The 21,644-nt window shown below is 59.6% G+C and carries 22 protein-coding genes; 10 read left to right on the forward strand and 12 right to left on the reverse strand.

All coding sequences use genetic code 11. The features are described from left to right. Positions 1 to 427: 427 nt before the first annotated feature. The gene (locus AC0IW7_RS09205; protein ID WP_471817328.1) at positions 428 to 976 is read right to left on the reverse strand and encodes an SDR family NAD(P)-dependent oxidoreductase; all 549 of its coding nucleotides are present in this window, start codon (positions 974 to 976) and stop codon (positions 428 to 430) included. A 124-nt stretch (positions 977 to 1,100) separates the two neighbouring features. Between AC0IW7_RS09205 and AC0IW7_RS09210 the strand changes: the two genes are divergently transcribed. Genes AC0IW7_RS09210 through AC0IW7_RS09220 form a run of 3 tightly spaced genes read left to right on the forward strand, consistent with a single transcriptional unit; the run spans position 1,101 to position 3,872 of the window. Further along, on the forward strand, positions 1,101 to 1,775 hold the full coding sequence (locus tag AC0IW7_RS09210; RefSeq protein WP_471817330.1) for a response regulator: 675 nt from the start codon (positions 1,101 to 1,103) through the stop codon (positions 1,773 to 1,775). Continuing rightward, positions 1,772 to 3,130, forward strand: a complete 1,359-nt coding sequence (locus AC0IW7_RS09215; protein WP_471817332.1) for a sensor histidine kinase — start codon at positions 1,772 to 1,774, stop codon at positions 3,128 to 3,130. The genes AC0IW7_RS09210 and AC0IW7_RS09215 overlap by 4 nt, the downstream gene beginning before the upstream one ends. 10 nt (positions 3,131 to 3,140) lie before the next feature. Beyond that, entirely contained in the window at positions 3,141 to 3,872 is a 732-nt protein-coding gene (locus AC0IW7_RS09220) for an LLM class oxidoreductase (protein WP_471817333.1), read from the forward strand. 445 nt (positions 3,873 to 4,317) lie between these two features. On the opposite strand, the gene AC0IW7_RS09225 is transcribed toward AC0IW7_RS09220, so the two are convergent. From AC0IW7_RS09225 to AC0IW7_RS09240, 4 genes are all read right to left on the reverse strand, one after another. Next, positions 4,318 to 4,587 carry a YceK/YidQ family lipoprotein gene (locus AC0IW7_RS09225; RefSeq protein WP_471817335.1) on the reverse strand — a complete coding sequence of 90 codons (270 nt, stop codon included), beginning with the start codon at positions 4,585 to 4,587 and terminating at the stop codon, positions 4,318 to 4,320. Positions 4,588 to 4,773: 186 nt separating this feature from the next. Continuing rightward, the gene (locus AC0IW7_RS09230; protein WP_471817337.1) at positions 4,774 to 6,045 is read right to left on the reverse strand and encodes a RidA family protein; all 1,272 of its coding nucleotides are present in this window, start codon (positions 6,043 to 6,045) and stop codon (positions 4,774 to 4,776) included. A gap of 353 nt (positions 6,046 to 6,398) precedes the next feature. Further along, the gene (locus AC0IW7_RS09235; RefSeq protein WP_471817339.1) at positions 6,399 to 7,157 is read right to left on the reverse strand and encodes an EAL domain-containing protein; all 759 of its coding nucleotides are present in this window, start codon (positions 7,155 to 7,157) and stop codon (positions 6,399 to 6,401) included. 119 nt (positions 7,158 to 7,276) lie between these two features. Beyond that, entirely contained in the window at positions 7,277 to 8,512 is a 1,236-nt protein-coding gene (locus AC0IW7_RS09240) for a saccharopine dehydrogenase family protein (RefSeq protein ID WP_471817341.1), read from the reverse strand. Between the two features lie 206 nt (positions 8,513 to 8,718). Between AC0IW7_RS09240 and AC0IW7_RS09245 the strand changes: the two genes are divergently transcribed. After that, positions 8,719 to 9,579 carry a LysR family transcriptional regulator gene (locus AC0IW7_RS09245; protein ID WP_471817342.1) on the forward strand — a complete coding sequence of 287 codons (861 nt, stop codon included), beginning with the start codon at positions 8,719 to 8,721 and terminating at the stop codon, positions 9,577 to 9,579. Between the two features lie 2 nt (positions 9,580 to 9,581). Here AC0IW7_RS09245 and AC0IW7_RS09250 read toward each other — a convergent pair whose 3' ends face one another. Next, positions 9,582 to 10,703, reverse strand: a complete 1,122-nt coding sequence (locus tag AC0IW7_RS09250) for an HPP family protein (protein ID WP_471817468.1) — start codon at positions 10,701 to 10,703, stop codon at positions 9,582 to 9,584. A gap of 247 nt (positions 10,704 to 10,950) precedes the next feature. Here AC0IW7_RS09250 and AC0IW7_RS09255 point away from each other — a divergent pair, with 247 nt between their 5' ends. The 3 genes from AC0IW7_RS09255 (at position 10,951) to efp (ending at position 13,051) form a co-directional block, all read left to right on the forward strand. Further along, positions 10,951 to 11,160: a hypothetical protein gene (locus tag AC0IW7_RS09255; protein ID WP_471817344.1), complete on the forward strand. Its 210-nt coding sequence runs from the start codon at positions 10,951 to 10,953 to the stop codon at positions 11,158 to 11,160. Positions 11,161 to 11,298: 138 nt separating this feature from the next. Beyond that, a complete protein-coding gene (gene earP / locus AC0IW7_RS09260) occupies positions 11,299 to 12,432 on the forward strand; it encodes an elongation factor P maturation arginine rhamnosyltransferase EarP (protein WP_471817470.1) in 1,134 nt (377 codons plus the stop codon). Positions 12,433 to 12,478: 46 nt separating this feature from the next. Beyond that, positions 12,479 to 13,051 (forward strand): elongation factor P, encoded by a 573-nt coding sequence (efp, locus tag AC0IW7_RS09265; protein ID WP_108094583.1) that lies wholly within the window; start codon positions 12,479 to 12,481, stop codon positions 13,049 to 13,051. Between the two features lie 64 nt (positions 13,052 to 13,115). Here the strand turns inward: efp and AC0IW7_RS09270 are convergent, their stop codons facing one another. The 3 genes from AC0IW7_RS09270 to AC0IW7_RS09280 all read right to left on the reverse strand — a co-directional run bounded on the left by AC0IW7_RS09270 (position 13,116) and on the right by AC0IW7_RS09280 (position 15,084). Then, positions 13,116 to 13,544, reverse strand: a complete 429-nt coding sequence (locus AC0IW7_RS09270) for an organic hydroperoxide resistance protein (protein WP_122498449.1) — start codon at positions 13,542 to 13,544, stop codon at positions 13,116 to 13,118. A gap of 147 nt (positions 13,545 to 13,691) precedes the next feature. After that, positions 13,692 to 14,132 (reverse strand): MarR family winged helix-turn-helix transcriptional regulator, encoded by a 441-nt coding sequence (locus AC0IW7_RS09275; RefSeq protein WP_463382590.1) that lies wholly within the window; start codon positions 14,130 to 14,132, stop codon positions 13,692 to 13,694. A gap of 97 nt (positions 14,133 to 14,229) precedes the next feature. Next, positions 14,230 to 15,084, reverse strand: coding sequence for a LysR family transcriptional regulator (locus tag AC0IW7_RS09280; protein ID WP_463382591.1), 855 nt, complete (start codon positions 15,082 to 15,084; stop codon positions 14,230 to 14,232). 137 nt (positions 15,085 to 15,221) lie between these two features. Between AC0IW7_RS09280 and AC0IW7_RS09285 the strand changes: the two genes are divergently transcribed. Genes AC0IW7_RS09285 through AC0IW7_RS09295 form a run of 3 tightly spaced genes read left to right on the forward strand, consistent with a single transcriptional unit; the run spans position 15,222 to position 17,172 of the window. Next, on the forward strand, positions 15,222 to 15,455 hold the full coding sequence (locus AC0IW7_RS09285; protein WP_471817347.1) for a DUF1127 domain-containing protein: 234 nt from the start codon (positions 15,222 to 15,224) through the stop codon (positions 15,453 to 15,455). 30 nt (positions 15,456 to 15,485) lie between these two features. Beyond that, positions 15,486 to 15,983: a DUF3291 domain-containing protein gene (locus tag AC0IW7_RS09290; protein WP_471817349.1), complete on the forward strand. Its 498-nt coding sequence runs from the start codon at positions 15,486 to 15,488 to the stop codon at positions 15,981 to 15,983. Beyond that, positions 15,955 to 17,172, forward strand: a complete 1,218-nt coding sequence (locus AC0IW7_RS09295; RefSeq protein WP_471817351.1) for a winged helix-turn-helix domain-containing protein — start codon at positions 15,955 to 15,957, stop codon at positions 17,170 to 17,172. Before AC0IW7_RS09290 ends, AC0IW7_RS09295 begins: the two co-directional genes overlap by 29 nt. Before the next feature lie 232 nt (positions 17,173 to 17,404). Here the strand turns inward: AC0IW7_RS09295 and AC0IW7_RS09300 are convergent, their stop codons facing one another. From AC0IW7_RS09300 to AC0IW7_RS09310, 3 genes are read right to left on the reverse strand one after another with little or no spacing between them, the layout of a single operon-like run. Further along, positions 17,405 to 19,012 carry an arylsulfatase gene (locus tag AC0IW7_RS09300; protein WP_471817353.1) on the reverse strand — a complete coding sequence of 536 codons (1,608 nt, stop codon included), beginning with the start codon at positions 19,010 to 19,012 and terminating at the stop codon, positions 17,405 to 17,407. A gap of 31 nt (positions 19,013 to 19,043) precedes the next feature. Next, positions 19,044 to 19,892, reverse strand: a complete 849-nt coding sequence (locus AC0IW7_RS09305) for an ABC transporter ATP-binding protein (protein WP_471817355.1) — start codon at positions 19,890 to 19,892, stop codon at positions 19,044 to 19,046. Further along, positions 19,889 to 21,481 (reverse strand): ABC transporter permease, encoded by a 1,593-nt coding sequence (locus tag AC0IW7_RS09310; protein ID WP_471817357.1) that lies wholly within the window; start codon positions 21,479 to 21,481, stop codon positions 19,889 to 19,891. Before AC0IW7_RS09310 ends, AC0IW7_RS09305 begins: the two co-directional genes overlap by 4 nt. Positions 21,482 to 21,644 lie beyond the last annotated feature (163 nt).

A 21,644-nucleotide genomic window follows, 5' to 3' on the forward strand; every position in this document is an offset into this window, starting at 1 on the left:
AGTCCGCTGAGTGCCGCTGTTATTACCAGTGCTGGGCCGCTGCGAGTTACCCCGAGAGGATCTAAACGGCTACGTTCACCAGAGAGAACTAATGGCAGATTGATTGATTGACTCATGATTTTCGAGTTCCTAAAGAGTATTCAATGACGGCAGGCCGGCGCTGCTGCAATACCAAGGTAGGGCGGTTAACCTGCTATCCGGGAGATAGAAGTGCTTGCTTTTGCAACGTGGGCTAGGCCGCAAAAACGCTACTCGCCCTCACTTAGCAACTGAGTCAGGAGTGCGAACTCGGGGCGAAGGTTTTGCGCAGCTGTCGAGGTCAGGACGTCCAGGCTGACGAGCAAAAAAAGCACGATCAAACAGTGGTTTTTTATCGCTCGCATGTGGCGCTCTACTGTGGGGTCACTGGGGAACTTTTGGTCTGCCACTAACCGGCTTCTGTTGCTGTATTGCCGAGCGCCAGAGTGTGCTTGTGGCAGAACAGCGAGCCGACGCTAAGCGTGCCGATTTGCACGCCCTCGCTCGCGAGGTTTCTTCGCAGTAATTGCAGGTAGAGGCGTGTGCCTGGTAGTTCTGCATCGCTACCGCTGCGGGGCGCAACGAGCAAGGTCCCCGACTTGCGGACAAGCATCGCTGGCAATATCTCACTGAAGATAGTCACCAAGGTCAGGTCCAGTTGCTTCCCATCGACATCAGGTAGTGGGCTCGCCGGGGTCGGGCTGTACACCACTGCTTCAATCGGCCCAACCTCGGCGTGTATGGTTTTAACTAACTCGGCGACCTGTTCGGGCGAGTCCAGCGCGCTGAAGAAGGTACGGGTGTTGACCCCTTCACTGTGCAGTACCTGCACCAGTGCCTGTAGGTCTTGGGTCTGGCTGGCAACCAGCACCACATCGTAACCAGCATTGCCGTATTGTCGGGCAACCAACGCGCCACGGCTCGTTTGCGCACCGAACACGACTATGGCCAGACTCATAAAGCGCTCCTGTGGGCCGTCTATTACGATGCATCTTTACCGCTGAACATTGCCTCAACATTGCGTCGCGGTTTTTTATCCTCCGTTACTATGGCACCCCGTAAGCAGAGCACTGAGAGACCGCGTGCGTATCCTTCTAGTCGAAGACGACCTTGAGCTGGCCCAAGCCCTGCAGAGCGCGCTTGAGCGCCACGGTTTGATCGTCGATATCGTCCATACACTGGCCAGCGCGGGGGCCGCATTGAAGCTTTGTGTGCACGATCTGCTGGTGCTGGATCGCGGTTTGCCCGATGGCGATGGCGTCGCGTTTATTACCACGGCTCGCCGCCTTTCACCGACCTTGCCAATCATTCTGCTCACCGCGCGCGGCGAGGTGGCCGAACGTGTGGACGGCTTGAACGGTGGGGCTGACGACTACGTCGTAAAGCCAGTTGCGGTCGATGAGTTGTTAGCGCGTATTCGTGCCATTGCTCGGCGCCCGTCTGCAGCGCCAATGCCAAGCGCCACCATTGGTGCATTGAGCTTCGACTTCGGCGTGCGCGAAGCCATTGTCGAAAACCAGCCACTGCATTTGCCCAGGCGGCAACTGCTAATTTTAGAGACCCTGGTGTATCGCCAAGGCCGCACTGTGCAGCGCGAAAGCCTGCATGAGGCGGTGTACGGGCTACAGGATGAAATTCAGTCGAACGCCCTAGACGCCCACGTTTCGAAACTACGCCGCGCTTTGAAGGAGGCGGACGCCGGAGTGGATATCGTCATGATTCGTGGGATTGGGTATTTGCTCAAGGAAAGCCAATGAAACGACTGCGCGCTAACTCGCTGATTGGTGGCTTGCTTTGGTCGCTCTGCCTCATGCAGGCGGTGGTGCTGGTGACCTCGATTGCGGGCACCCTGTATTACCTCATCGACGACAAATTCATCTTCATTGATGACGCCACCATCGACGCGATCGCCAGTTCCACGTCGGTACAATCTGACGGCTTGCGTCTAAACCCCAGTGTGGCGCTAAGCGAATTGCAGGCAGCTAATCCCGACTTATGGGTGGTCGTCGCAGACGAGCAAAACCGTCGTGCACGCCTGGGCTCAGTACCGTCAGCCTTCCTGGAAATGGAAAAAAGTCTGCGCTTGCTTGGGCCCTCGAATGCGCACGCGCTGCCGGGCAGCAATGATTTGACCATGCGTGTAGAGATAAAGCCGATCCAGAATCACGTCGTGCACATCATGGTCGGCGGTGCGGAAACATCAAATTTTGGCGCGCTTATTTTTCAAATCACCGGCTTTATCAGCCCTTACTTCCTGACCCCTTTGATTTTGTTCACCCTGCTGGCTACGCCGATCGCAGTATTTCGCGCCACACGAAGTGTGCGAAAGCTGGCCAAGGACACGGCAGCTTTGGACATTTCCAAACTGGACGGGCATTTGGCAGAAGACACCATACCGCGCGAGATTCGCCCGCTGGTTGCGGCGTTCAACGCCGCCATGGAGCGACTCGGCAAGGCATACCACGCCCGGGATAGGTTTCTGCGCGACGCTGCCCACGAATTAAGGATGCCTATCGCGGTATTGATGGCGCGCATCGACGGCATGCCTGCGCACCCCTTGAAATCGGTGCTACTGCTGGATTTGGGGCGCTTGGCGAATGTGGCTGAGCAACTGCTGGACCTGCAGCGACTGCAGGCGCCAAAGATCGACTTCACGCCGGTTGACCTGGTTATTCTGTTACGCGAAATCGTCGCTGAAATAGCGCCCCTGGTGCTGCAACGCTGCGAGGATTTGGTCTTTGACGCACCGCACGAGCCTGTGTGGGTATTGGGTCAAGCCAACGCGCTGGGCCGCGTTATCACCAACCTAGTGCAGAACGCGTTAGTGCACGGTGGAGGCGAGGGCACCATTAGCGTAACGGTGCGGACAAACGGCACGGTGGCCGTCGCAGATCAAGGCGCTGGGGTGGCACCCGAAGACCGCGAGCATATCTTCCATCCGTTCTACCGTGGCGCCACTGACAACCCTGGGCATGGGCTGGGTTTACACCTCGCACAGGAAATTGTGCGCGCACACGCGGGCATAGTTACCGTAGTAAATGCGCCCACTGGCGGAGCGGTGTTCACTGTTCAGTTGCCCTTATTGCGTGGGAACGGGAACGTGGCGGCTTAAGTAGGCCAGCATGTTCCTTCACGGACTCGACGCTGATGGTCGGCGCCCGCACCACTTACGCGGCTGCCCGCGATGTGCCGCTGTTACACGCACCGCCGAGCTGGTGTTTACCGCACAACAAACCCTGGAGGAGGGCTGCGCCTTTTACGCCGATATTCATCAGCGCTTGGCGCTGCTGGAGCGGGCGCCAGGCACGGTGAAAATACTGCCAGGGCTCGCGCCTGTAGTGGGGCGTACCTGCAGCGAGGCAGAAGAAAAACACGAGCAATTGCAGGCCCTGGTCGACCCTGAAGCCGCGCTGAAAGCCCTGAGCTTTTTGCTCGAGCTGGGTATCGATCTGCATCGCCTACCGGCTGATGCATTGGTTGAGCTGCCGGACCCAATACCCGTTACTGAGCGGCACAAGAGCCGCCAGCAGTTGGTCATTGATCTAATCCGTCGTGAGCGCCCCACAGCCGCCCAACTATTACGCAAGTTGGGGACCGGTGGGCATCGAATGCTGGTGGGGACCCCACGTCAGGTGGTGGAAGAAATGACCAGTTGGTTCGAACAAGGCGCCGCGGATGGCTTCAATCTGCTGTTCACCCATTTGCCCGGAGGCATCGATGATTTTGTCCAACTGGTAATTCCGCATCTGCAACGGCATGGCTTGTTTCGGCGTCACTATGAAGGGCGAACCTTACGTGAAAATATTGGGCTTGAGCGCGTGCCAAACCGTCACTTTCCGCTCGCCGTTGGTTAGCTTGTTTACTAGGCGCGACGTGCTACAGGAAGGGAGAAAAATAGCCTCACGGGGAAGGGTTGCGACCTAGATACTGCGCATCAAGCTGATACCAATTTTGATACCAAACGTGGTGTTTTGCTGGGTACGTATGTGGCTGAAACCCGCATGTTTCCTACCCATAGACCCCCACCCCACCCGAGCCCATTGCGTATTGCATGGTGATATTGGCGAGCCCTTGCTTAAAATTTGCTAAAGCAATTATTTTTTTACAGTTAAGTAGTTGATTTGTATGTTTTATTTAAATTAATCGGTCCAATCCATCATCGGCGCCACGGAGAAGCGGCGTGAGGGTTCGGAGTGGGAAGGTGCGAATGGGGCGGTCATCGTCGGTGTCTGGGGGACAGTTTCGGGGCGGGGAGTCTAACAGGAATAGTCCTGGGTTCCGATGGCGCGCGGCCTGGCGTTAAGGCTCGACGGTGTCCGTATGCAGGAGCGTGTAAGGCAGTACCAGCGTGTCGGCAACCAGGCTGAAGGGAAGGTCGATTACTGCGATGGGGGCAAGAACAACCATGACGCCGGCGTTTTCTTCCGTTGCGCCCTTGATGACCATCAGGTCGACGGCAGAGCCGCAATAGGGATGGATACCGCAGTGTTTGCTGTCGCCGAAGGTTTCCGAAACAGTCGAGCAGCCTGCCAGCATTGCCAGCGCTGTTGCTGTTATCACCATGCGCATGCGAACTGAACTCCCTAAATGAACCAGGGGCGAGACTCTAGCATTCAGCAGGGAATTAAATGCGCGATTGTCGCCACGTTCGAAGTCGTGGCGGATCGTTATTTTTGCGTGGGGACGTGGCGAGGGAAGTGCGGCGGATTAATCAGGAACGATTAATCCGCCCTCACCGAACAGCGGAACAGCAAATTACGCGTTAGGCGGGGTGCCTTCGGCGTTAGCGACTACGGCATCAATCTGAATAAGCGCGCCCAGTGGAAGCTCGGACACACCCACGGTGCGGCGGGCAGGGACGCCGCCGGGGAAGTACTTGCCGTACACCTCATCAACCGCTGCCATGTCGTCAATATTCTTGAGAAAGATATTAACTTTGACGACGTCATTCATGACATGGCCAATGCTTTCAATAATGACCTTGATATTGTTCATGCACTGGGCCGCTTGCGCCATGATACCGCCGGGCACCAACTTGCCGTTTGCCGCATCAATGGGTAATTGTGCCGACAGGTGATTGTAGTGAGAAAACGCCACAGTTTGTGTCGAGAACGGGCAGATCGGTGCGCGTGAAGTGTTGTTGGCTTTGATAACGATGCCGTGGCGATCTTCAACGAGCTGCGGCGGAGTGCCGTCACCGTGCGATACAACAACTTCGATTTGAACCAGTGCATCCAACTGCAAGCCAGCAACCGGAACTACGGTGCGCGCCGGCATATAAGCAACGGTGCGGGCAATGGCCGAGTCGGGGAAGAATGTGGTGTAAACCTCATTAACCGCTTGAATGTCGCTGAGGTTTTTTACAAAAACGTTAACTTTGACAATGTCATCGAATGGAACGTCGATGCCTTGCAGAATAGCTTTTACATTTTTCAAACATTGCGCAGCTTGTTCCTTGATGCCGCCAGAAACCAATTTTCCGGTTGCCGGGTCGATAGGAAGTTGTGCGGAGAGATTGTTGTAGTGAGAAAAGGCGACCGTTTGGGCTGACAACGAGTCTACCGGAGCATTTTCTACGTCGGCTGCCGATTTAATCAGATCGCCGGCCTGAGGCGCTTGGGGAATGGTGCCTTCGCCGTTCGACAACAGTGCTTCTACCTGCAAGGCTGCGCCCATTGGCAGAGCGGCGACGCCCACCACGGTTACGACGGGAACGTAATAGGGAAAGAAGTCAGCGTATACCGAGTTAACAATATCCAAATCAGCCATGTCTCGAAGAAATAGGGTGATTCTGACTACATCTTCCAAGTTGTGATTAATGCCAGTGACGATGTCTTTAAGATTGTTAAAGCACTGTTCGGCTTGCGCGCGAATGTCATCAGATACCAAGTTCCCAGTCTTGGGGTCAATCGGTAACTGAGCGGACAAATTGTTGTAATGGGAAAATGCGACACTTTGTGAATATGGGCCGATAGGCTTGGCAGCGTTTTGCGGATTTCTTGCCAGTACTGCGTTATAGCCAGTCATAATAGCGCTCACCTGATACAAAGGAAATTAATGCAGCGGTCAGTTTGTTTAATTCAAATGCCGCTGCGTTTCCGGTCGCGGAGTTAGTCGCGCGGGTAGTTAAATAAATCGAAGGACCCGTTCGGATGAGCAGAGTGTAGAGGTGATCGCTCCGTGCGCTATGTACGATAGCTTTAGAACTCGGCGGGAAAATCCTGAGAGACCTGTGGGAAATTCCTTACTGCATAGATCCAACATGCAGTTGGTGCCAAAGCCTTTTCTGGTAAACGAGCGACTTTCCTAAAGAGCGCGGGCGGAGCGCCGGAAAAGTCGCACAGTTCAAAAATGCTTCAAACCACCCAACATGTACTCTTTCAAATCTCCGGCCATTGCACCGTTGGCAACGCCTCAAAACCCGGTCGGGCGAACAGGTAGCCCTGGAACAGGTTTATACCCAGCGATTGCAAATGGCGCAGTTCACCGACCGATTCAATACCTTCAGCAATTACTTCAATTTCCAGCGCCCGGCAAACACCCACAATTCCTTCAACAATTGCCTGGCGGACACGGTGGCTGTCGATGTCGCGCACCAAGGCCATGTCGAGTTTGATGATGTCGGGTTGGAATTCGGCGAGCAGGTTAAGTCCGGCGTAGCCGGCACCGAAGTCGTCGATGGCGGTGCGAAAGCCATGCTTGTGGTATTCGGTGACGATCTCTTTCAAGTGGTCTTTGTTGACCAGTTCTTCCCCTTCGGTGAGCTCGAAAATAATGCGCTCAGTGGGGAAGTTGAAGCGCTTGGCGGCCTCAAGCGTGGCCCGAATGCACGTAGCGGCTTTGTAGACGGCGTTAGGGAGAAAATTGATGCTCAGCAAACACGGCATCTGCAGTCGACTTGCCAGTTCCACCGCCTTGACTCGGCAGGCTTGGTCAAACGCGTAGCGGTTGTGCTCGTTGACGCGCCCGAGCACTGAGGCGGCGCTGCTGCCGTCCGTGCCACGCACCAACGCCTCGTAGGCATAAACGCTGCGCTCGACAAGGTTGACGATGGGCTGGAAAGCCATGGTGAAGTCAAATTCGAGGGCTGCACCGTCGCGACAGGCGTCGCAGCTAGGCTTGTTTGGTTGTGTAGTCATGGCGAAAAAACCCAAATTGGCCAGGGATAACGTCCGGAACGGTGTCCGGTTTTTTCTATTGTGGCGAAATTTGGACCGTAGCAGATGAAGAAATGGTCGGTGAGTTTTTTGTGCGCTGATCACAGCACCTCAAAGGTGAGGCCGGCGTAGCGCCTGAGTCGCTCGACGTAGCGCTGATCGAAGGCGGTGGCGGGTGTCCAGAACCCGCCGCCCTTGCCGGCTTCTTTGGGAAGGTCCAGGGCCAGACTGATCGCGGCCTGGCCGAGCATTTTGCTGGTGGAGCCGTAGCCCGGGTCGCGGTCGCCGGTCACTTTCACGTTCAGCACCTGGCCGGTGGCGGTGCGGCCGAGAAAGCGCAGGTCGTAACGCCCCGCCTGTTGGGCTTCTGGACTCGGGCCTTCGCCAGGTTTAGGCAAGACGAATCGCTCCAGCAGGCGGCGAATGGGAGAGATCATCACACCGAGCATGAAAAAGCCCAGCCCAAATACCATGGCGAACGCCATGAGGCGCCCCTTCAAGCCGGGGCCCGTCAGTGTGGCTTCGTTGTAAGTGAAGGTGGAGCCGTAGGCATGACCGCTCAGCGCGTTGGAGCGATGGACGACTCGCTCGTTAATCGCAGCCATGAGGAAGGGGCCGATCCACATGCCGAAATCGCTGTCGTGTTCAACTCCCCGAACCGCATGTTGGCGGGTGGTGAATCCGTGGCCCGGCGGACAAATGGAGTAGGGGTTCATCAGTTCTTTGCGCAAGGCTGGGTCGGCAGCTGCCTCTTGCGCCACGTTGATGATGCTAGCGATGGTGCCGCCCGATGCTCCGCCTTTCAGCGTTTTCACGCGCATTTTCACTTGCGTTGCAGGCACCCCGAATTGCGCCATGGCCTGTTGTTGCAGCACGTAAACGCCCATGTCGGAAGGCACCGAGTCAAAGCCGCAGCAATGGACGATGCGCGCGCCAGATTGTTTGGCGGTGCTTTCGTATTTGTCCTGCATGCGTTTAATCCATTGCACCTCGCCGGTGAGGTCGCAGTAGTCGGTGCCCTGGTGCGCGCAGACTTTTACCAACGGCTCGCCATACAAGGCATAGGGTCCAACGGTGGAGACCACAACGCGGGTCTGTTGGCATAACGTGCGCAACTGCGCCTCGTCGCCGGCATCGGCAATCAGTGTCGGCAGGTTCTCGCCGAGAGCGCCCAATGTGCGTTTAAGCGTGCTGAGCTTGGCGGCGGAGCGCCCTGCGATTGCCCAACGCAGTGCCGGCGCTTCGCTGGGTAAGTGCTCGGCCAGATAATGGGTTAGGAGCTGGCCGACAAAACTGGTGGCACCGAATACGACGAGGTCATAGGCAGGGGCGGTCATGCAGGTTTTCCCAAGCAGTGGCAGAGCAATGCTGTGGCGTGAGGGCTACAGCGCGATGGGGTAACGGTAGCTGATCGGTTTCCCGCAGCGGCGTGGAAAATACCGCAGGTTGTTGCAGTGCTCGCCTGACTTGCGATTAGTCAGGCATACCCGCTGCGGTGCGACTCTCCCTACAATGGCGCTTCACTTTTTCGCCGAGCCGCGCCATGGATATCGAACTCGCCCGCACCTTTTTGCAGATTGTCCGCAGCGGCAGCCTGGTTGCCGCTGCCGAGCAACTGCATGTGACGCAAACGGCGATCACAGCGCGGGTGCAGAATCTGGAGAACCAGCTGGGCTGCAAGCTGTTCGTGCGCAATCGAGCGGGCGCGAAGCTGACGGTCGATGGCGAAGCCTTTGTGGTGTTTGCCAACCAGTTGGTGCAAACCTGGGAGGCGGCGCAGCGTGATTTACCGTTAATGCCGGGGTATCGCACGGTGCTGCGCTTGGGAGGGGAGGTAAGCCTGTGCAACCCGTTAATGCTTAGGTGGGTGCAGCAAGTGCGCGAGCACATGCCGGCGCTGGCGGTACGCGCGCAAATCGGCGACGGCCAGGCGCTGCTCAAGCAATTGGAACTGGGTGTGCTGGATGCCGCGCTGGTGTACCAGCCGTCCTATTGGCCTGGCTTGCAGGTTGAGCAAGTGTTGGAAGAAAAGCTGATTTTGGTGCGCCAACCGCAGACGCCGGAGCCCTACGTGTACATCGATTGGGGTGAGGAGTTTCGCCGTCAACATGACGCAGCCTTGCCTGAACGGGCGAAGGCGGCGCTGGGTTTCAATCATGGTCCGCTGGCGCTGCAGTACATCTTGGCTTCCGGCGGTAGCGGTTATTTCCGTACACGGGTGGTGCAAAGCTATCTCGACAGCGGCGCGCTGGAACGGGTCGAGAAAGCGCCGGAATTCAATTACCCGACTTACCTGGTTTACGTGCGCGAACGTGACAGTGAGGCGCTGCAACAGACGTTTGCCTTGTTGCGCGAGGTGATTCGCAGCGGGGCAGATTGGTCGCAGCGTTGGGACCCCGCCTAGGGTTAACCCAGGTGCATCAACAGGTCGCGGTGCAAGGCCGCGATCAAGTCAGTTTGCGTAACGATGCCCAGCAACTCGCCTTTGTCGAGCACGGGCAGGCAGTGCAGACCCTGATCCGACAGCAGCGGAATCATCTCCACCACATGGGTGGTGCGCTGCACGGCGATTACCGGGTGGCTCATGACTTCTTCCAGCACTACATCTCTCTTTAAACCGAGGCGGCCCAAGAGATTGCGGCGGCCTGAGCGGCGGCTGTGACTGATGAGGTCGATGAGGCTGACGATACCGACTAGATGACGTTGTTCGTCCAGCACCGGCAAGGTCTTCAAATGGTGATGCTTGAGCAGGCCCAACGCCTGCTTGAGGGTGGTCTGCGGCGTGGCGGTTTGCACATCGCGCGACATGATCTGTTCGGCACGGATGTCGCCCATGCTACGGCGCAGCGCGTTCTTCTCGGTGGCGCGAATGATTTGCTTGAGGTCTTCGCGCTGGATATCAACGAAACCGCCCAGCTCGTTCAGCGCTTCATCCAGGTCGGCACTGGTGATGCCCATACGCTCTTGCGGCGGCGGGTCTTGCGTGGCGTGAGCGTTGGCCGCTGGTGCGGGCAGCCTGGGATAGCGCACGCCGGTGAGGTTGTTGTAGAGCAGGGCGCACGCGAGCAATGCCAAGGCGTTGAACAGCGTTGGGTAAAGCACGTGCCAGCCCAGATCCGTCAGGCTCGGCCCGCCGAACACCACGCAAATGGTCAGCGCCGCGCCCGGCGGGTGCACGCAGCGCAGCAGAAACATGCACACCACCGTACCGCCCACAGCTAGCGCGGCAGCAGCAATTCCGGGCGCAAGCATGTGCAGCGTGCCGACCGCCACTACGGTGGCCACTGCGTAGCTGCCGACGATCGACCACGGCTGCGCCAGCGCGCCCGACGACACGGCAAACAGCAGCACCGCGGAGGCGCCGAGGGGGCCGAGCAAATGGCTGGCCACTTGCGCTCCAAACAAGTGGCTTCCGGCCCAGGCGCAGGCTAGAACGCCCAGCGCGGCGCCGTATGCGGCACGCAGCCATTCGGTAGGACGGGTGGGCGTTGCGGAAGGCAGGAAGGTCTTTAACCAGGCGGCAAACATCGGGGCAACAAGCTCGGTATTGGCGACGGCGGCGAGTGTGGCGAGGGGCAGGAGACGGCACAAATGAATAATAATGTTGGTTAAGTGCAATTAAGTTGCTGCTAAGGGAGATTCCGACAGCCGTTTCTTAAAAGCTCTTAGGAACGCGGCTTCATCCTCTTCAGACATAGCCACTATCGACCCGACTGATTTCCGCGCGCTGGCGCGGCGCCGTAACGTAGCGCTATACCGAATTGCGGAGGTGGTTATGACGAACATCAACATCATGTCAGTGGTTGGCAGTGCCGTTCCGGCCACGCTGCGCGCCGACGGCGTTCTCGCCTGCTGGTATGTGATGGTCGATGGCGTGCAGCGCTCCGGCCCGTTTAGCTCCTTCGAGGTGGCGGTGGCCAGCAAAACCCTCTGGACCTTCGAATCGCTTTTACGCAGCAAGCCGACCCACGCGCTCGCTGCCTGATTTTCACGCTGCTCCCCCGGCGTCCCTTGGCAACTCCCCGGTTGCCTCTTTATTTCTGCGTTGCTCCACGCCTTTTGCCCGTCCTTGTGACGGGCTTTTCTTTTCTCGCGATAAACTGCCGCGTCTTTTATCGGAAGCATCGGCGTGAAGTGGGACATTTTCTGCAGCGTGGTGGATAACTTCGGCGACATTGGCGTGACCTGGCGCCTTGCTCGGCAACTGGTCGCCGAGCACGGTTGCGCGGTGCGGCTTTGGGTCGACGATTTGTCCGCGTACGCGCGTATCTGCCCTCAGGGCGACGCGTCTGTCGCTCAACAGTGGCAAGACGGCGTAGAGGTACGGCAATGGCCCACCATGTGGCAGCCCGTGCCGGCGGCAGACGTGGTGATCGAGGCTTTCGCATGCACACTGCCGGCCGCTTATATCCAGGCAATGAGCGAACGCGAGCGGCCGTCGCTCTGGCTGAACCTGGAATACCTGAGCGCCGAAGCGTGGGTTGAGGGCTGCCATGGCTTGCCGTCGATGCAATCCAACGGCTTACAGAAGTTTTTCTTTTTCCCTGGATTTACCGAAAAAACCGGCGGCTTGCTGCGCGAACGCGACTTGCTTGCCCAGCGCGACGCGTTGCAGCTGGATCCGGCAGCGCGGCAGCGGTTTCTCGCGTCGTTAGGCGTGATTCAAGCACCTGGTACGCAGCTGATTTCCCTATTCGCGTACGAACTGCCGATGCTCGGCCAATGGCTCGACGCTTTAGCCCAAGCCAACGAGCGCAGCCATGTGCTGGTGCCGGAAGGGAGGGTGCTGGGCGACGTGCAGCGCTGGCTCGGCGGTCAGTCCCTAGCCGCTGGAGATGCGACGGAGCGGGGCAACGTGCGCGTGCAGGTGGTGCCGTTCATGTCGCAGCAGAGGTACGACCGATTGCTCTGGTGCTGCGACTTCAATGCCGTGCGTGGCGAGGACTCGTTTGTACGCGCGCTGTGGGCGGGGCGGCCCCTGGTGTGGCACATCTACAAACAGCAAGACGACGCTCATCTCGACAAACTCCAAGCATTTCTGGCGCTGTACCAGCAGGGGCTGCCGACAGCCGCGCAGGCGGCGTTGCGTGATTTTTGGCTGGCGTGGAATACCGAAGGCGCGCTAGCCGAGGCGTGGAACAATCTGTCGGAGTGTCACTCCGAGTTCAATCGGCATGCCGAGCAGAAGGCTCTAGAATGGGGTTCTCAGGCCGATCTTGCATCGGCGCTGGTACTGTTTTACCGAAATTGGCTATGATACGCGGCCTAGAATTCTGTACCTCCATCCAAATTCGGATACTCGTATGAAAACCGCACAAGAAATGAAGCCAAACAGTGTGGCCCTGATCGACGGCCAGCCATGGCTTATCCAAAAGGCCGAATTCACTAAATCCGGTCGTAACAGCGCCATCGTTAAAATGAAGTTGAAGAACCTGCTCTCCGGTTCTTCTACTGAAACCGTTTACAAAGCCGACGACAAAATGGAACCAGTTATCCTGGACCGCGTTGCCGTGACTTACTCCTACTTCAGCGAACCGAACTACGTGTTCATGGACGAAGAGTTCAACCAGTACGAACTGAACTCCGAAGACCTGGAAAGCGTTCTGCCGTTCATCGTTGATGGCATGACCGACGTCTGCGAAGCCGTGTTCTTCGAAGGCAAAGTGGTTTCGGTTGACCTGCCGACCACCATCGTTCGCCAAATCACTTACACCGAAGGTTCGGCTCGTGGCGATACCTCGGGCAAAGTGATGAAGCCTGCCAAGCTGAGCAACGGCACTGAAGTCAAAGTGGCTGACTTCTGCGAAATCGACGACTGGATCGAAATCGACACCCGTACCGGCGAGTACAAATCGCGCGCTAAAGCTCCGGTTTAAATCCGACTTTATTGCCGACATGAAAAAGCCCGACCTAGGTCGGGCTTTTTTGTGCCTGTTGCTTTTACACAGCGACGTTCAGGGTTACCTGGATGTTGCCGCGGGTAGCGTTGGAGTACGGGCAAACCTGGTGCGCTGCATCAACCAGCGCCTGGGCTTCAGCTTGATCAAAGCCTGGCAAGCTGATGTTGAGTTCCACTTCCAGACCAAAGCCGCCGGGGATCTGGCCGATGCCGACTTTGCCGGTGATGGAGCTGTCAGCGGGCAGTTGTTTCTTCTGCTGGCCGGCAACGAATTTCAGCGCGCCGATGAAGCAAGCCGAGTAACCGGCAGCGAACAGTTGTTCCGGGTTAGTAGCTTCGCCGCCTTGACCGCCCAGTTCGCGAGGGGTGGAGAGTTTCACGTCGAGCACGCCGTCCGAAGAAACAGCGCGGCCGTCGCGGCCACCGGTGGCGGTTGCAGTAGCGGTGTACAGAGCTTTGATGGTTTGCATGGTCGTTCTCCAGTTGTCTATTTAGTTTGCTAAAGTTTTGTGCACTAAGCAGTGCGTGGAGTGAAATTTAGTGTCTATTTAGTTTGCGCGCAAGCTAAATAGTTGGACTAATTTGTTCTAACCGTTCTGTATTTGTGGAATAAGCGTCTAGACCGAGCCTTGCAGCGCGTCTCGCAGGGTAACCAGCTCGTTTTTAAGCTCCATAAGCTCCGCTGGCTGCTGCGCTGTCGCCTTCAAAATGCAGGCGGGAACGCCCATGGCCTGTTCCTGCAAGGCGCGGCCCTTGTCGGTCAGGTGCAGCTGCACCACGCGTTCGTCCTGGCTGCTGCGGGTGCGGGTGAGCAAACCTTCCGCTTCCAGGCGTTTGAGCAGCGGGGTGACGGAGCCGGGGTCGGTCAGCAAGTGCTGGCTCAGCTCCCCGACGGTAATGCCATCGCCTTCCCAAAGCACCAACATCGCCAAGTACTGGGGATACGTGAGGTTGAGCGCCTGAAGCAGCGGCTTGTACACCTTGGTCATCGCCAGCGATGTAGAGTACAGCGCGAAGCACAGCTGGTTATCGAGTTTGAGCTGTTCGGGCGTGGCCATGGTGCCTCCGGCAGATACGTAAGGGATGCATAAAGTTAGCGCGCTTGTCTTTAATGCGCCATGGGTTGCAGGGAATGGCTGTTCGCCCACCGCCGTTTCACATGCGGAAGCCTTCGACAATGTGCTCGGCCAGGCTCTCCGTCACTGGCGACTGCGTGCGTGTGTTGCGCAGCAGCACAATGCTGCACAGCGGCAGCTCCGGCAGGTTCTCGGCTTTTCCCAGAATGCGCATGTCAGGGGTAATCAGGCTTTGCAGCTGGGCCGTGACCGCCAGCCCGGCGCTGACTACCGCCATGATCGCCGACAGGCTCGGGCTGGTGTACGCCACGCGGTATTGCCGCTCCATGGTGTCCAGCGCATTGCAGGCCCACAGGCGGCAGAAGCAATCGTTGTTGAACATCGCCAAGGGCAGCGGCGTTTGCTCGTGCGGACTGAAGCCCAAGGCCTCGGCCCAGACGAACCGTTCCTGGCGCAGCAGTTGGCCGATTTCATCGCCCGGCATACGCGTGACGATGGACAAATCCAGATCCTGTCGCTGCAACAGTTGTGACGACGATTCGCAATGCACCTCCACTTGCACCATCGGATAGGCCTGGGCGAAGCGCGACAAAATGCCCGGCAGAAAGCGCATCACGTAGTCATCCGGCGTGCCGATGCGCACCGAGCCGACCATGTGCGGCTCGCGCAAGGTATTCATCACCTCGCCATGCAGTTTCAAGATGCGCCGCGCATAACCGAGCAGCACTTGGCCCTCGGCCGTCAGCCGCACCTGACGCCCATCGCGCTCGAACAAGGCGCGCTGCACTACGTCTTCTTCGAGGCGCTTCATCTGCATGCTCACCGCCGACTGCGTGCGGTTTACCGCTTCCGCCGCGCGGGTAAAACCGCCCAGATCGGCGATGGCCACAAAGGTCCGTAACAGTTCGCTGTCGATGCCGACATAGCTGCTCATTCATCAACTCCCGAGATGGGTTGCATAAGAAACATTCGTTGGATTGATCTTAGCGCCGGGCGGACACTCTCGCCATCCCCTTCGCGCAGCAGTTCGTCGCACACCTCAGGGGGAGCATTGAACAAGGAGAGCTGATCATGAAAGCGCAAAAAGGTTACGCCATCGCCGCCGCCTTGCCACGTTCGCGGCAGGGTTCCCAAGGCCTGTTCGCCCGGCTGTGGCTGCAAGTGAAACGCTGGCACCAGCTGGCCGCGCAACGCCGCCTGCTGGCGAGCATGCCGGACGCTACGCTCAAAGACTTGGGCCTGTCGCGTTCCGACATCGAGCAGGAAGTGGAACGGCCATTCTGGGAAGACCCCCTGAAACGTTGAGCCCACGCCACCGCAACCAAGGAAGACCGCATGAACTCGCAGTTCCATCTGGCGCAAGTCAACATTGCCCGCACCAAAGCCCCGCTCGATGACCCGTTGATGCGGGGCTTTGTTGAGCAACTGGACCCCATCAATCAATTGGCTGACCGCAGCCCTGGTTTCGTCTGGCGGCTGCAAACGGAAGAGGGCGACGCCACCTCGATTGTGCTGTTCGACGACCCGCGCCTCATCGTCAACCTCTCGGTCTGGACTTCGTTCGAGGCGTTGAAGGCCTACGTGTACAGCGGCGACCACCTGAGCGTGCTGAAGTCGAAGAAAAGCTGGATGGAGAAACTCGACACGCCGTCGTTGGCTCTCTGGTGGCTGCCCGTTGGCCAACTGCCAACGCCGCTCGAAGCCAAAGAGCGCTTGGCGCTTTTGGCAAAAAACGGCCCCAGCGCGACTGTATTCACCTTCGCCAGGCCGTATCCTGCACCCGAAGCCGAACCAGGTGCAGCCGATGTCCACACCGCTATCGCTATCCCTTAACCAGGCCCGCCGCCTGGCCTTGAGCGCCCAAGGTTTTGCCGACCGCAGCCGCGCCAGCGAAGTCAAACCGGCGCGCTTCAACGCCTTGATCGAGCGCTTGGGCGTGGTGCAGATCGACTCGGTGAACGCCGTGGTCCGCTCCCATTACCTGCCGTTGTTTTCCCGCCTCGGCGACTATTCGCCCAGCCTGCTCGAGCAGGCTGCATGGGGCCGGGGCAAACGCCGAACCCTTTTCGAATACTGGGGCCATGAAGCCTCGCTGATGCCGTTCGCGGTGTATCCGCTGATGCGTTGGCGCATGCAGCGCGCCGCCCACGGTCAGGGCATCTACCAGCACCTCGCCACATTCGGTAAGGAGCAGCAGCAGGTGGTGCAGCGGGTGCTTGCCACGGTGCGCGACAGCGGCGCGACGGGCGCGGGTGCACTGACCACCCGGGTAGAACGGGCCGGGCCATGGTGGGACTGGAGCGCGGAGAAAATGGCGCTGGAATGGCTGTTCGCTGCCGGCGAGGTCACCGTGGCCGGCCGACGCGGTTTCGAACGGCTCTACGATTTGCCCGAACGGGTAGTCCCCCACGCCTGGCTCAACCACCCGGACGTGCCAGAAGCCGAGGCGCAACGCCAGCTTCTGCTACACGCGGCTGCGGCGTTGGGCGTGGCCACCGAAAAAGACTTACGCGATTACTTTCGCCTCGACCCCAAAGACAGCCAGGCGCGGCTGGCCGAGTTGGTCGAGGCCGGCGCGTTGCAACCGGTGACCGTGCAGAGTTGGGACAAAACCGCCTATAGCCTTCCGGCGCTCAGCATCCCCCGTAGCGTAAAAGCCTCGACGTTGCTGTCGCCGTTCGATTCGCTTATCTGGGAACGCGCGCGCACCGAGCGGCTCTTCGACTTCCGCTACCGCCTGGAGATTTACACCCCGCAAGCCAAACGCGTGTACGGCTATTACGTGCTGCCATTCCTGCACAACGAGCGGCTGGCCGCCCGGGTCGACCTGCGCGCCGAGCGCAGCAGCGGGCGCCTGCTGGTGCATGCGCTGCACGAGGAAACGGTGGGCCTGGATGAGGAGGGCGTGCAGGCCCTGGCGCGTAATTTAATAGCCATGGCGCAATGGTTGGGTTTGTCGCAGGTGGAGGTGAATTGCCCGAAAGGTGAGAGCCAACGGCTGCGCAGCGCGCTTCGCGCCTAATGGCACGGCCGCCCGGCCGGTCTGCAGATCGCCTGCGCGGAATCACTTACTCCGTCACCCCCGCGAAGGCGGGGGTCCAGCCGCGGTGATTGACGGGTTTACTCCGAACCGCTCTTTCGCCGGCCCACCGCATCGCGGCTAAAGCCGCTCCCACAAAAAAACAGCTGGCAGGCGTCGCGGCTTCGCTCTTTTGTGGGAGCGGCTTTAGCCGCGATGCTCTTGCTCTAAGCGCTTACCCCTGAAACGGCGACTTGCTCAATATCACCCCCGTCTCCGCCACGTACTGGTGCCAATGTTCCAGCAACACGGCCAGCTTCTCGGGCTCGCGTTCAGCCAGGTCGTGAATCTCTCCTGGGTCGCTGCTCAAGTCATACAGCTGCCAAGTCGAAGGCCCAACCGGGCCGGGAATAAACACGGCTTTCAGGTCGCCTTGGCGAATGGCGCGCATGCCGAACAACTCCCAGCCGGTGACGGTGTTCTGGTCGTGAATCTGCTCGGTCTCGCCGCTCAGGTAGCCCAGCCACGATTTGCCGCGCGGTTCGGCCACCTCGCGGCCTCGCCATTGCTTGCCAGGGTGGCGAACCCCTGCGAGATCAAGAATGGTGGGGGTGATGTCCATCACCGTGCTGAATTCCTTAACAATCTGCCCCTGCCGGTGGAAGGCCGGGTAACGCACCAGCGCCGGCACGCGAATGCCGCCTTCAGTGGTGAAGGCTTTGTATAGACGCGAAGGCGCTGTCGCCGCCTGGGCCCAGCGCGGCCCGTACCAGACGTAGGAATTGGCGCGGCCGATGTTGTCCAGGCTGTTGTCGTAGTGGGTGTCGAGGTAGGTAAGCAGCGTTTCGCCGAACAGCGGAAACGCCTCCAGCAGCAGGCCTTCGGCGCCGTTGTCGGACATAAACAGCACAAAGGTGTTGTCCAGTTCGCCTTGCTGGCGCAGGTAATCGACCACGCGACCGATATTCCAGTCCATGCGCTCGACCATCGCCGCATAGGTTTCCATGGTGCGCGCAGAGATCGCCCGCTGCTCGTCGCTGAGCGCCTGCCATTCCTGGTTCTGCGCGATCACAGGGTGGGCTTCCACGTCCTGCCCGACCAAGCCCAATTCCTTGAGTTTGGCCAGGCGTTCCTGGCGCAATACCTCGGGCCCGGCGTCGTAGCGGCCCTTGTAGTGGGCCACCACGTCGGCGGGCGCCTGCAGCGGCCAGTGCGGGGCGGAGAAGGGCAAATAGGCGAAGAACGGTCGCGCCTGGTCGCGCTCTTTCAGGTACTGCAGCAGCTTGTCGCCAAAAGCGTCGGATGAGTAGAAATCGTCCGGCAGCGTGTCGATGAATTGGTCGTCTTCGATGTACAGCACGGGTGTCGCTTTGATGATGCCGGGGGTTTTTTCGTCTTCGGGTGGTTCGTAGCCGTAATGGTTGGCGGCGCCGGGAAGCAGCGAGAACGACCGCTCGAAACCGCGAGCGTGCGGCGCCTGGTCAGCAGTCAGACCGAGGTGCCATTTGCCGGCCATCAGCGTCTGGTAGCCCGCTTCACGCAGCAGCTCCGGCAGGGCCACCACGCGCTCGTTCAAATAGCCTTCGTAGCCCGGTTGGCCGAGTTGCTCCGGGCCGATGGCCTCGGCCATGGCGCCGATGCCGGCGATGTGGTGGTCGGTGCCGGTGAGCAGCATGGAACGGGTTGGCGAGCACGTGGGCGCGGTGTGGAAGTCGGTCAGACGCACGCCGGCGGTGGCCAGGGCGTCGAGGTTCGGCGTGGCGATCTCGCCACCAAAGGCGCCGAGGTCGGAGAAACCCAGGTCGTCGGCGACGATTACCAGGAAATTCGGGCGTTTACTCATGGCACAGCATCCTTCTTTTAACCGGTAGAAATCAGTAGGCGATATAAGCCAGCGGCAGGTCTTCCACGCGCACCACGGGCGGGGCCACGTAGGCGCCGTCGCTGGTCAATTCATGCAGCAGTTCTTCGCGCAGTTGATGGAATTCGAAACTGCTGCGCGCCCGTGGGTGCGGCAGGTCGACGGCCACCACGCGCTTGATTCGGCCGGGGCGCGGCTCCATGACCACCACGCGGTCGGCGAGATAAATCGCTTCCTCGACGTCGTGAGTCACCAGCAGCGTGGTGATCGTTGCGCGGCGGCGAATGGCCAGGAGTTCGTCTTGCATGTGCTGACGAGTGAGGGCGTCGAGCGCGCCGAACGGTTCGTCGAGCAGCAGAATTTGTGGGCTGGCCACAAGGCCTCGGGCAATCGCCACCCGTTGCGCCATGCCGCCGGAGAGCTGATGCGGGTAGGCGCGTTCAAAGCCTTGCAAACCCACCAGATGAATAAACTCGCTGACCCGGCGAAAGCGCTCGGCCTGGTTCAGGTGTTCGTTAACCAAGCCCAGGCCGATGTTCTGCTCCACCGTCAGCCACGGAAACAGGCGGTGTTCCTGGAACACAATGCCGCGATCGCCGCCGATGCCCTGCACCGGTTTGCCGGCCACCTCAATCTGCCCGCGAAATTCGCTATCCAGGCCCACCAGCAAACGCAGCAGGGTGGATTTGCCGCAGCCGCTGGAACCGACGATGGCGACGAACTCGCCGGGCGCGATATCCAGATTGAATTCACGAATGGCTTCCAGCTCTCCGCCGTCGACAGCGAAGTGTTTGCCCACGTGGTTGAAGCGCACCAACGGCGCGGCGTTGGCTTTGGCCGAGGGAAAGGCGAGTGTGCTCATGCGGTTCTCCAGCGCGTTGCCCGCGCTTCGATAAATTGGCCGAGGGCGTTGAGGGCGGCGCCGGTAAGGCCGATGAGGAGCATTGCGGCCATTACCTGATCCATGCGAAACAGCTGCTGCGCGCCGATCATCAAGGTGCCGATGCCGTAGCCCGAGGCCATGAAATATTCCGCGCCGATGGTGCCGAGCCAGGCGCAGATCAGACCCAGGCGCAAGCCCGCGAAAATCGCCGGCGTGGCGCCCGGAAGGATCAGCAGGCGCAAGCGCTGGAACAGATTCAGGCGCAGCGCCGTGGCGGCTTCGCCCAACTGTGGCGACAGGTTGCGAATGCCCCGTTGAGTAGCCACCAGCAGCGGGAAAAACGCCGCCAGCCCGACGAACACCAACTTCGCCAATTCCCCCAGACCGAACCAGGCGGTGAGCAGCGGCACCCAGGCGAAAATGGCGATTTGGCGCAGCGCGGATAAACTCGGGCCCAGCAGGCGGTCGGTGCGCGACGACAACCCCAGCACCACGCCCAGTACAAAGCCCAGACCGCCGCCGACCAGCAAACCGGCCAGCGCGCGCAGCAGGCTGTGGCCCATGGCCGTCAGCAAACTGCCGTCGCTCACGCCTTCGTATGTGCTGAGCAGCACCTGCCACGGGCTGACCAGCACGTTGCTGTCCAGCCATTGCAATTGGCTAGCCGCCTGCCAGAGCGCCACCAGGCCCAGCGGCAACAGCCACGGCTGCCAGCGTTGCCAACCGCTGCCCACGGGGCGGCGGCGAAACTCGGCGGTGGGCGGGTGCGGCCAGAACAAGAGCGCGCGGTCGAGCAGGGTGATGCCGCGCTCCATCAGCACGCCGACGATGCCGATGATGAGGATGCAGACGAACACCACGTCGAGCATGAACAACTGGCGGCCCCAGACCATCAGGTAGCCGATGCCTTCACTGGAGGCGAGCAACTCCACGGCCAGCAATGACGACCAGCCGGTGGCCAGCGCCACGCGCAAACCCGCCATAAACGACGGCAGGGCGGCGGGCAACACCAGTCGCCATATCAGCAGGTAGGTCGGCAAGCGCAACACGGCGGCGGCTTCGCGCAGTTTGGGCTGGGCGTCGCGCACGCCGACCAGCGTGTGGATGGTCACCGGCACCACTACGGCCTTCACCAGCACCACCAGCTTCAAGGTTTCGCCAATGCCAAACAGCAGCATGAACAGCGGAATCCACGCCAAGGTTGGAATCTGCGCCAGGGCGCTGAAGGTCGGGAATACCAGGCGTTCTGCCCGTGGGCTGAAGCCCAGCGTAGCGCCCAACACCGCGCCCACCGCCACGCCAACTGACAACCCCCAGAACAAGCGCTGCAGGCTGATCCACAAATGGCCGAGCAAATCGTCGCGGCCCAGTTCCAGTGCGGTCTGCCAAACCAAGGCGGGCGCCGGCAGGGTTTGCGCAGACATCCAGCCGTAGCGCGCGGCAAGCGCCCAGACCAGCAACAATAAGGCCGGCACCACCCAGGGCCGCAGCGCTCGACGCGCAACGCTTGAGCTGAAGGCGAAGCGTCGAGCGGGCGGGTTCAGCGCAATGGAACGGACGCTGGCCATATCAGTAACCCGATGACGCGAGAGCAGGGGAGAAGGGCTTAGATATATTCTTCATAGGTATATCAAATTCGGTTATCTGCGCTTTTTAAGCTAAGAACCGCATTTAAGGGCCGCCCCCGCAGCCAGGCAAATGCCTTTCTTGAATACTTTTTATGCTTTTCCC

The organism is Pseudomonas sp. AC229 (assembly GCF_979254655.1).

Bases quoted from the DNA above. Each gene is read 5' to 3' on its own strand.
- AC0IW7_RS09205 (WP_471817328.1), bottom strand. From the start codon at position 976: ATGAGTCTGGCCATAGTCGTGTTCGGTGCGCAAACGAGCCGTGGCGCG.
- AC0IW7_RS09215 (WP_471817332.1), top strand. From the start codon at position 1,772: ATGAAACGACTGCGCGCTAACTCGCTGATTGGTGGCTTGCTTTGGTCG.
- AC0IW7_RS09220 (WP_471817333.1), top strand. From the start codon at position 3,141: ATGTTCCTTCACGGACTCGACGCTGATGGTCGGCGCCCGCACCACTTA.
- AC0IW7_RS09225 (WP_471817335.1), bottom strand. From the start codon at position 4,587: ATGCGCATGGTGATAACAGCAACAGCGCTGGCAATGCTGGCAGGCTGC.
- AC0IW7_RS09230 (WP_471817337.1), bottom strand. From the start codon at position 6,045: ATGACTGGCTATAACGCAGTACTGGCAAGAAATCCGCAAAACGCTGCC.
- AC0IW7_RS09235 (WP_471817339.1), bottom strand. From the start codon at position 7,157: ATGACTACACAACCAAACAAGCCTAGCTGCGACGCCTGTCGCGACGGT.
- AC0IW7_RS09240 (WP_471817341.1), bottom strand. From the start codon at position 8,512: ATGACCGCCCCTGCCTATGACCTCGTCGTATTCGGTGCCACCAGTTTT.
- AC0IW7_RS09245 (WP_471817342.1), top strand. From the start codon at position 8,719: ATGGATATCGAACTCGCCCGCACCTTTTTGCAGATTGTCCGCAGCGGC.
- AC0IW7_RS09250 (WP_471817468.1), bottom strand. From the start codon at position 10,703: ATGTTTGCCGCCTGGTTAAAGACCTTCCTGCCTTCCGCAACGCCCACC.
- AC0IW7_RS09255 (WP_471817344.1), top strand. From the start codon at position 10,951: ATGACGAACATCAACATCATGTCAGTGGTTGGCAGTGCCGTTCCGGCC.
- efp (WP_108094583.1), top strand. From the start codon at position 12,479: ATGAAAACCGCACAAGAAATGAAGCCAAACAGTGTGGCCCTGATCGAC.
- AC0IW7_RS09270 (WP_122498449.1), bottom strand. From the start codon at position 13,544: ATGCAAACCATCAAAGCTCTGTACACCGCTACTGCAACCGCCACCGGT.
- AC0IW7_RS09275 (WP_463382590.1), bottom strand. From the start codon at position 14,132: ATGGCCACGCCCGAACAGCTCAAACTCGATAACCAGCTGTGCTTCGCG.
- AC0IW7_RS09280 (WP_463382591.1), bottom strand. From the start codon at position 15,084: ATGAGCAGCTATGTCGGCATCGACAGCGAACTGTTACGGACCTTTGTG.
- AC0IW7_RS09285 (WP_471817347.1), top strand. From the start codon at position 15,222: ATGAAAGCGCAAAAAGGTTACGCCATCGCCGCCGCCTTGCCACGTTCG.
- AC0IW7_RS09290 (WP_471817349.1), top strand. From the start codon at position 15,486: ATGAACTCGCAGTTCCATCTGGCGCAAGTCAACATTGCCCGCACCAAA.
- AC0IW7_RS09295 (WP_471817351.1), top strand. From the start codon at position 15,955: ATGTCCACACCGCTATCGCTATCCCTTAACCAGGCCCGCCGCCTGGCC.
- AC0IW7_RS09300 (WP_471817353.1), bottom strand. From the start codon at position 19,012: ATGAGTAAACGCCCGAATTTCCTGGTAATCGTCGCCGACGACCTGGGT.
- AC0IW7_RS09305 (WP_471817355.1), bottom strand. From the start codon at position 19,892: ATGAGCACACTCGCCTTTCCCTCGGCCAAAGCCAACGCCGCGCCGTTG.
- AC0IW7_RS09310 (WP_471817357.1), bottom strand. From the start codon at position 21,481: ATGGCCAGCGTCCGTTCCATTGCGCTGAACCCGCCCGCTCGACGCTTC.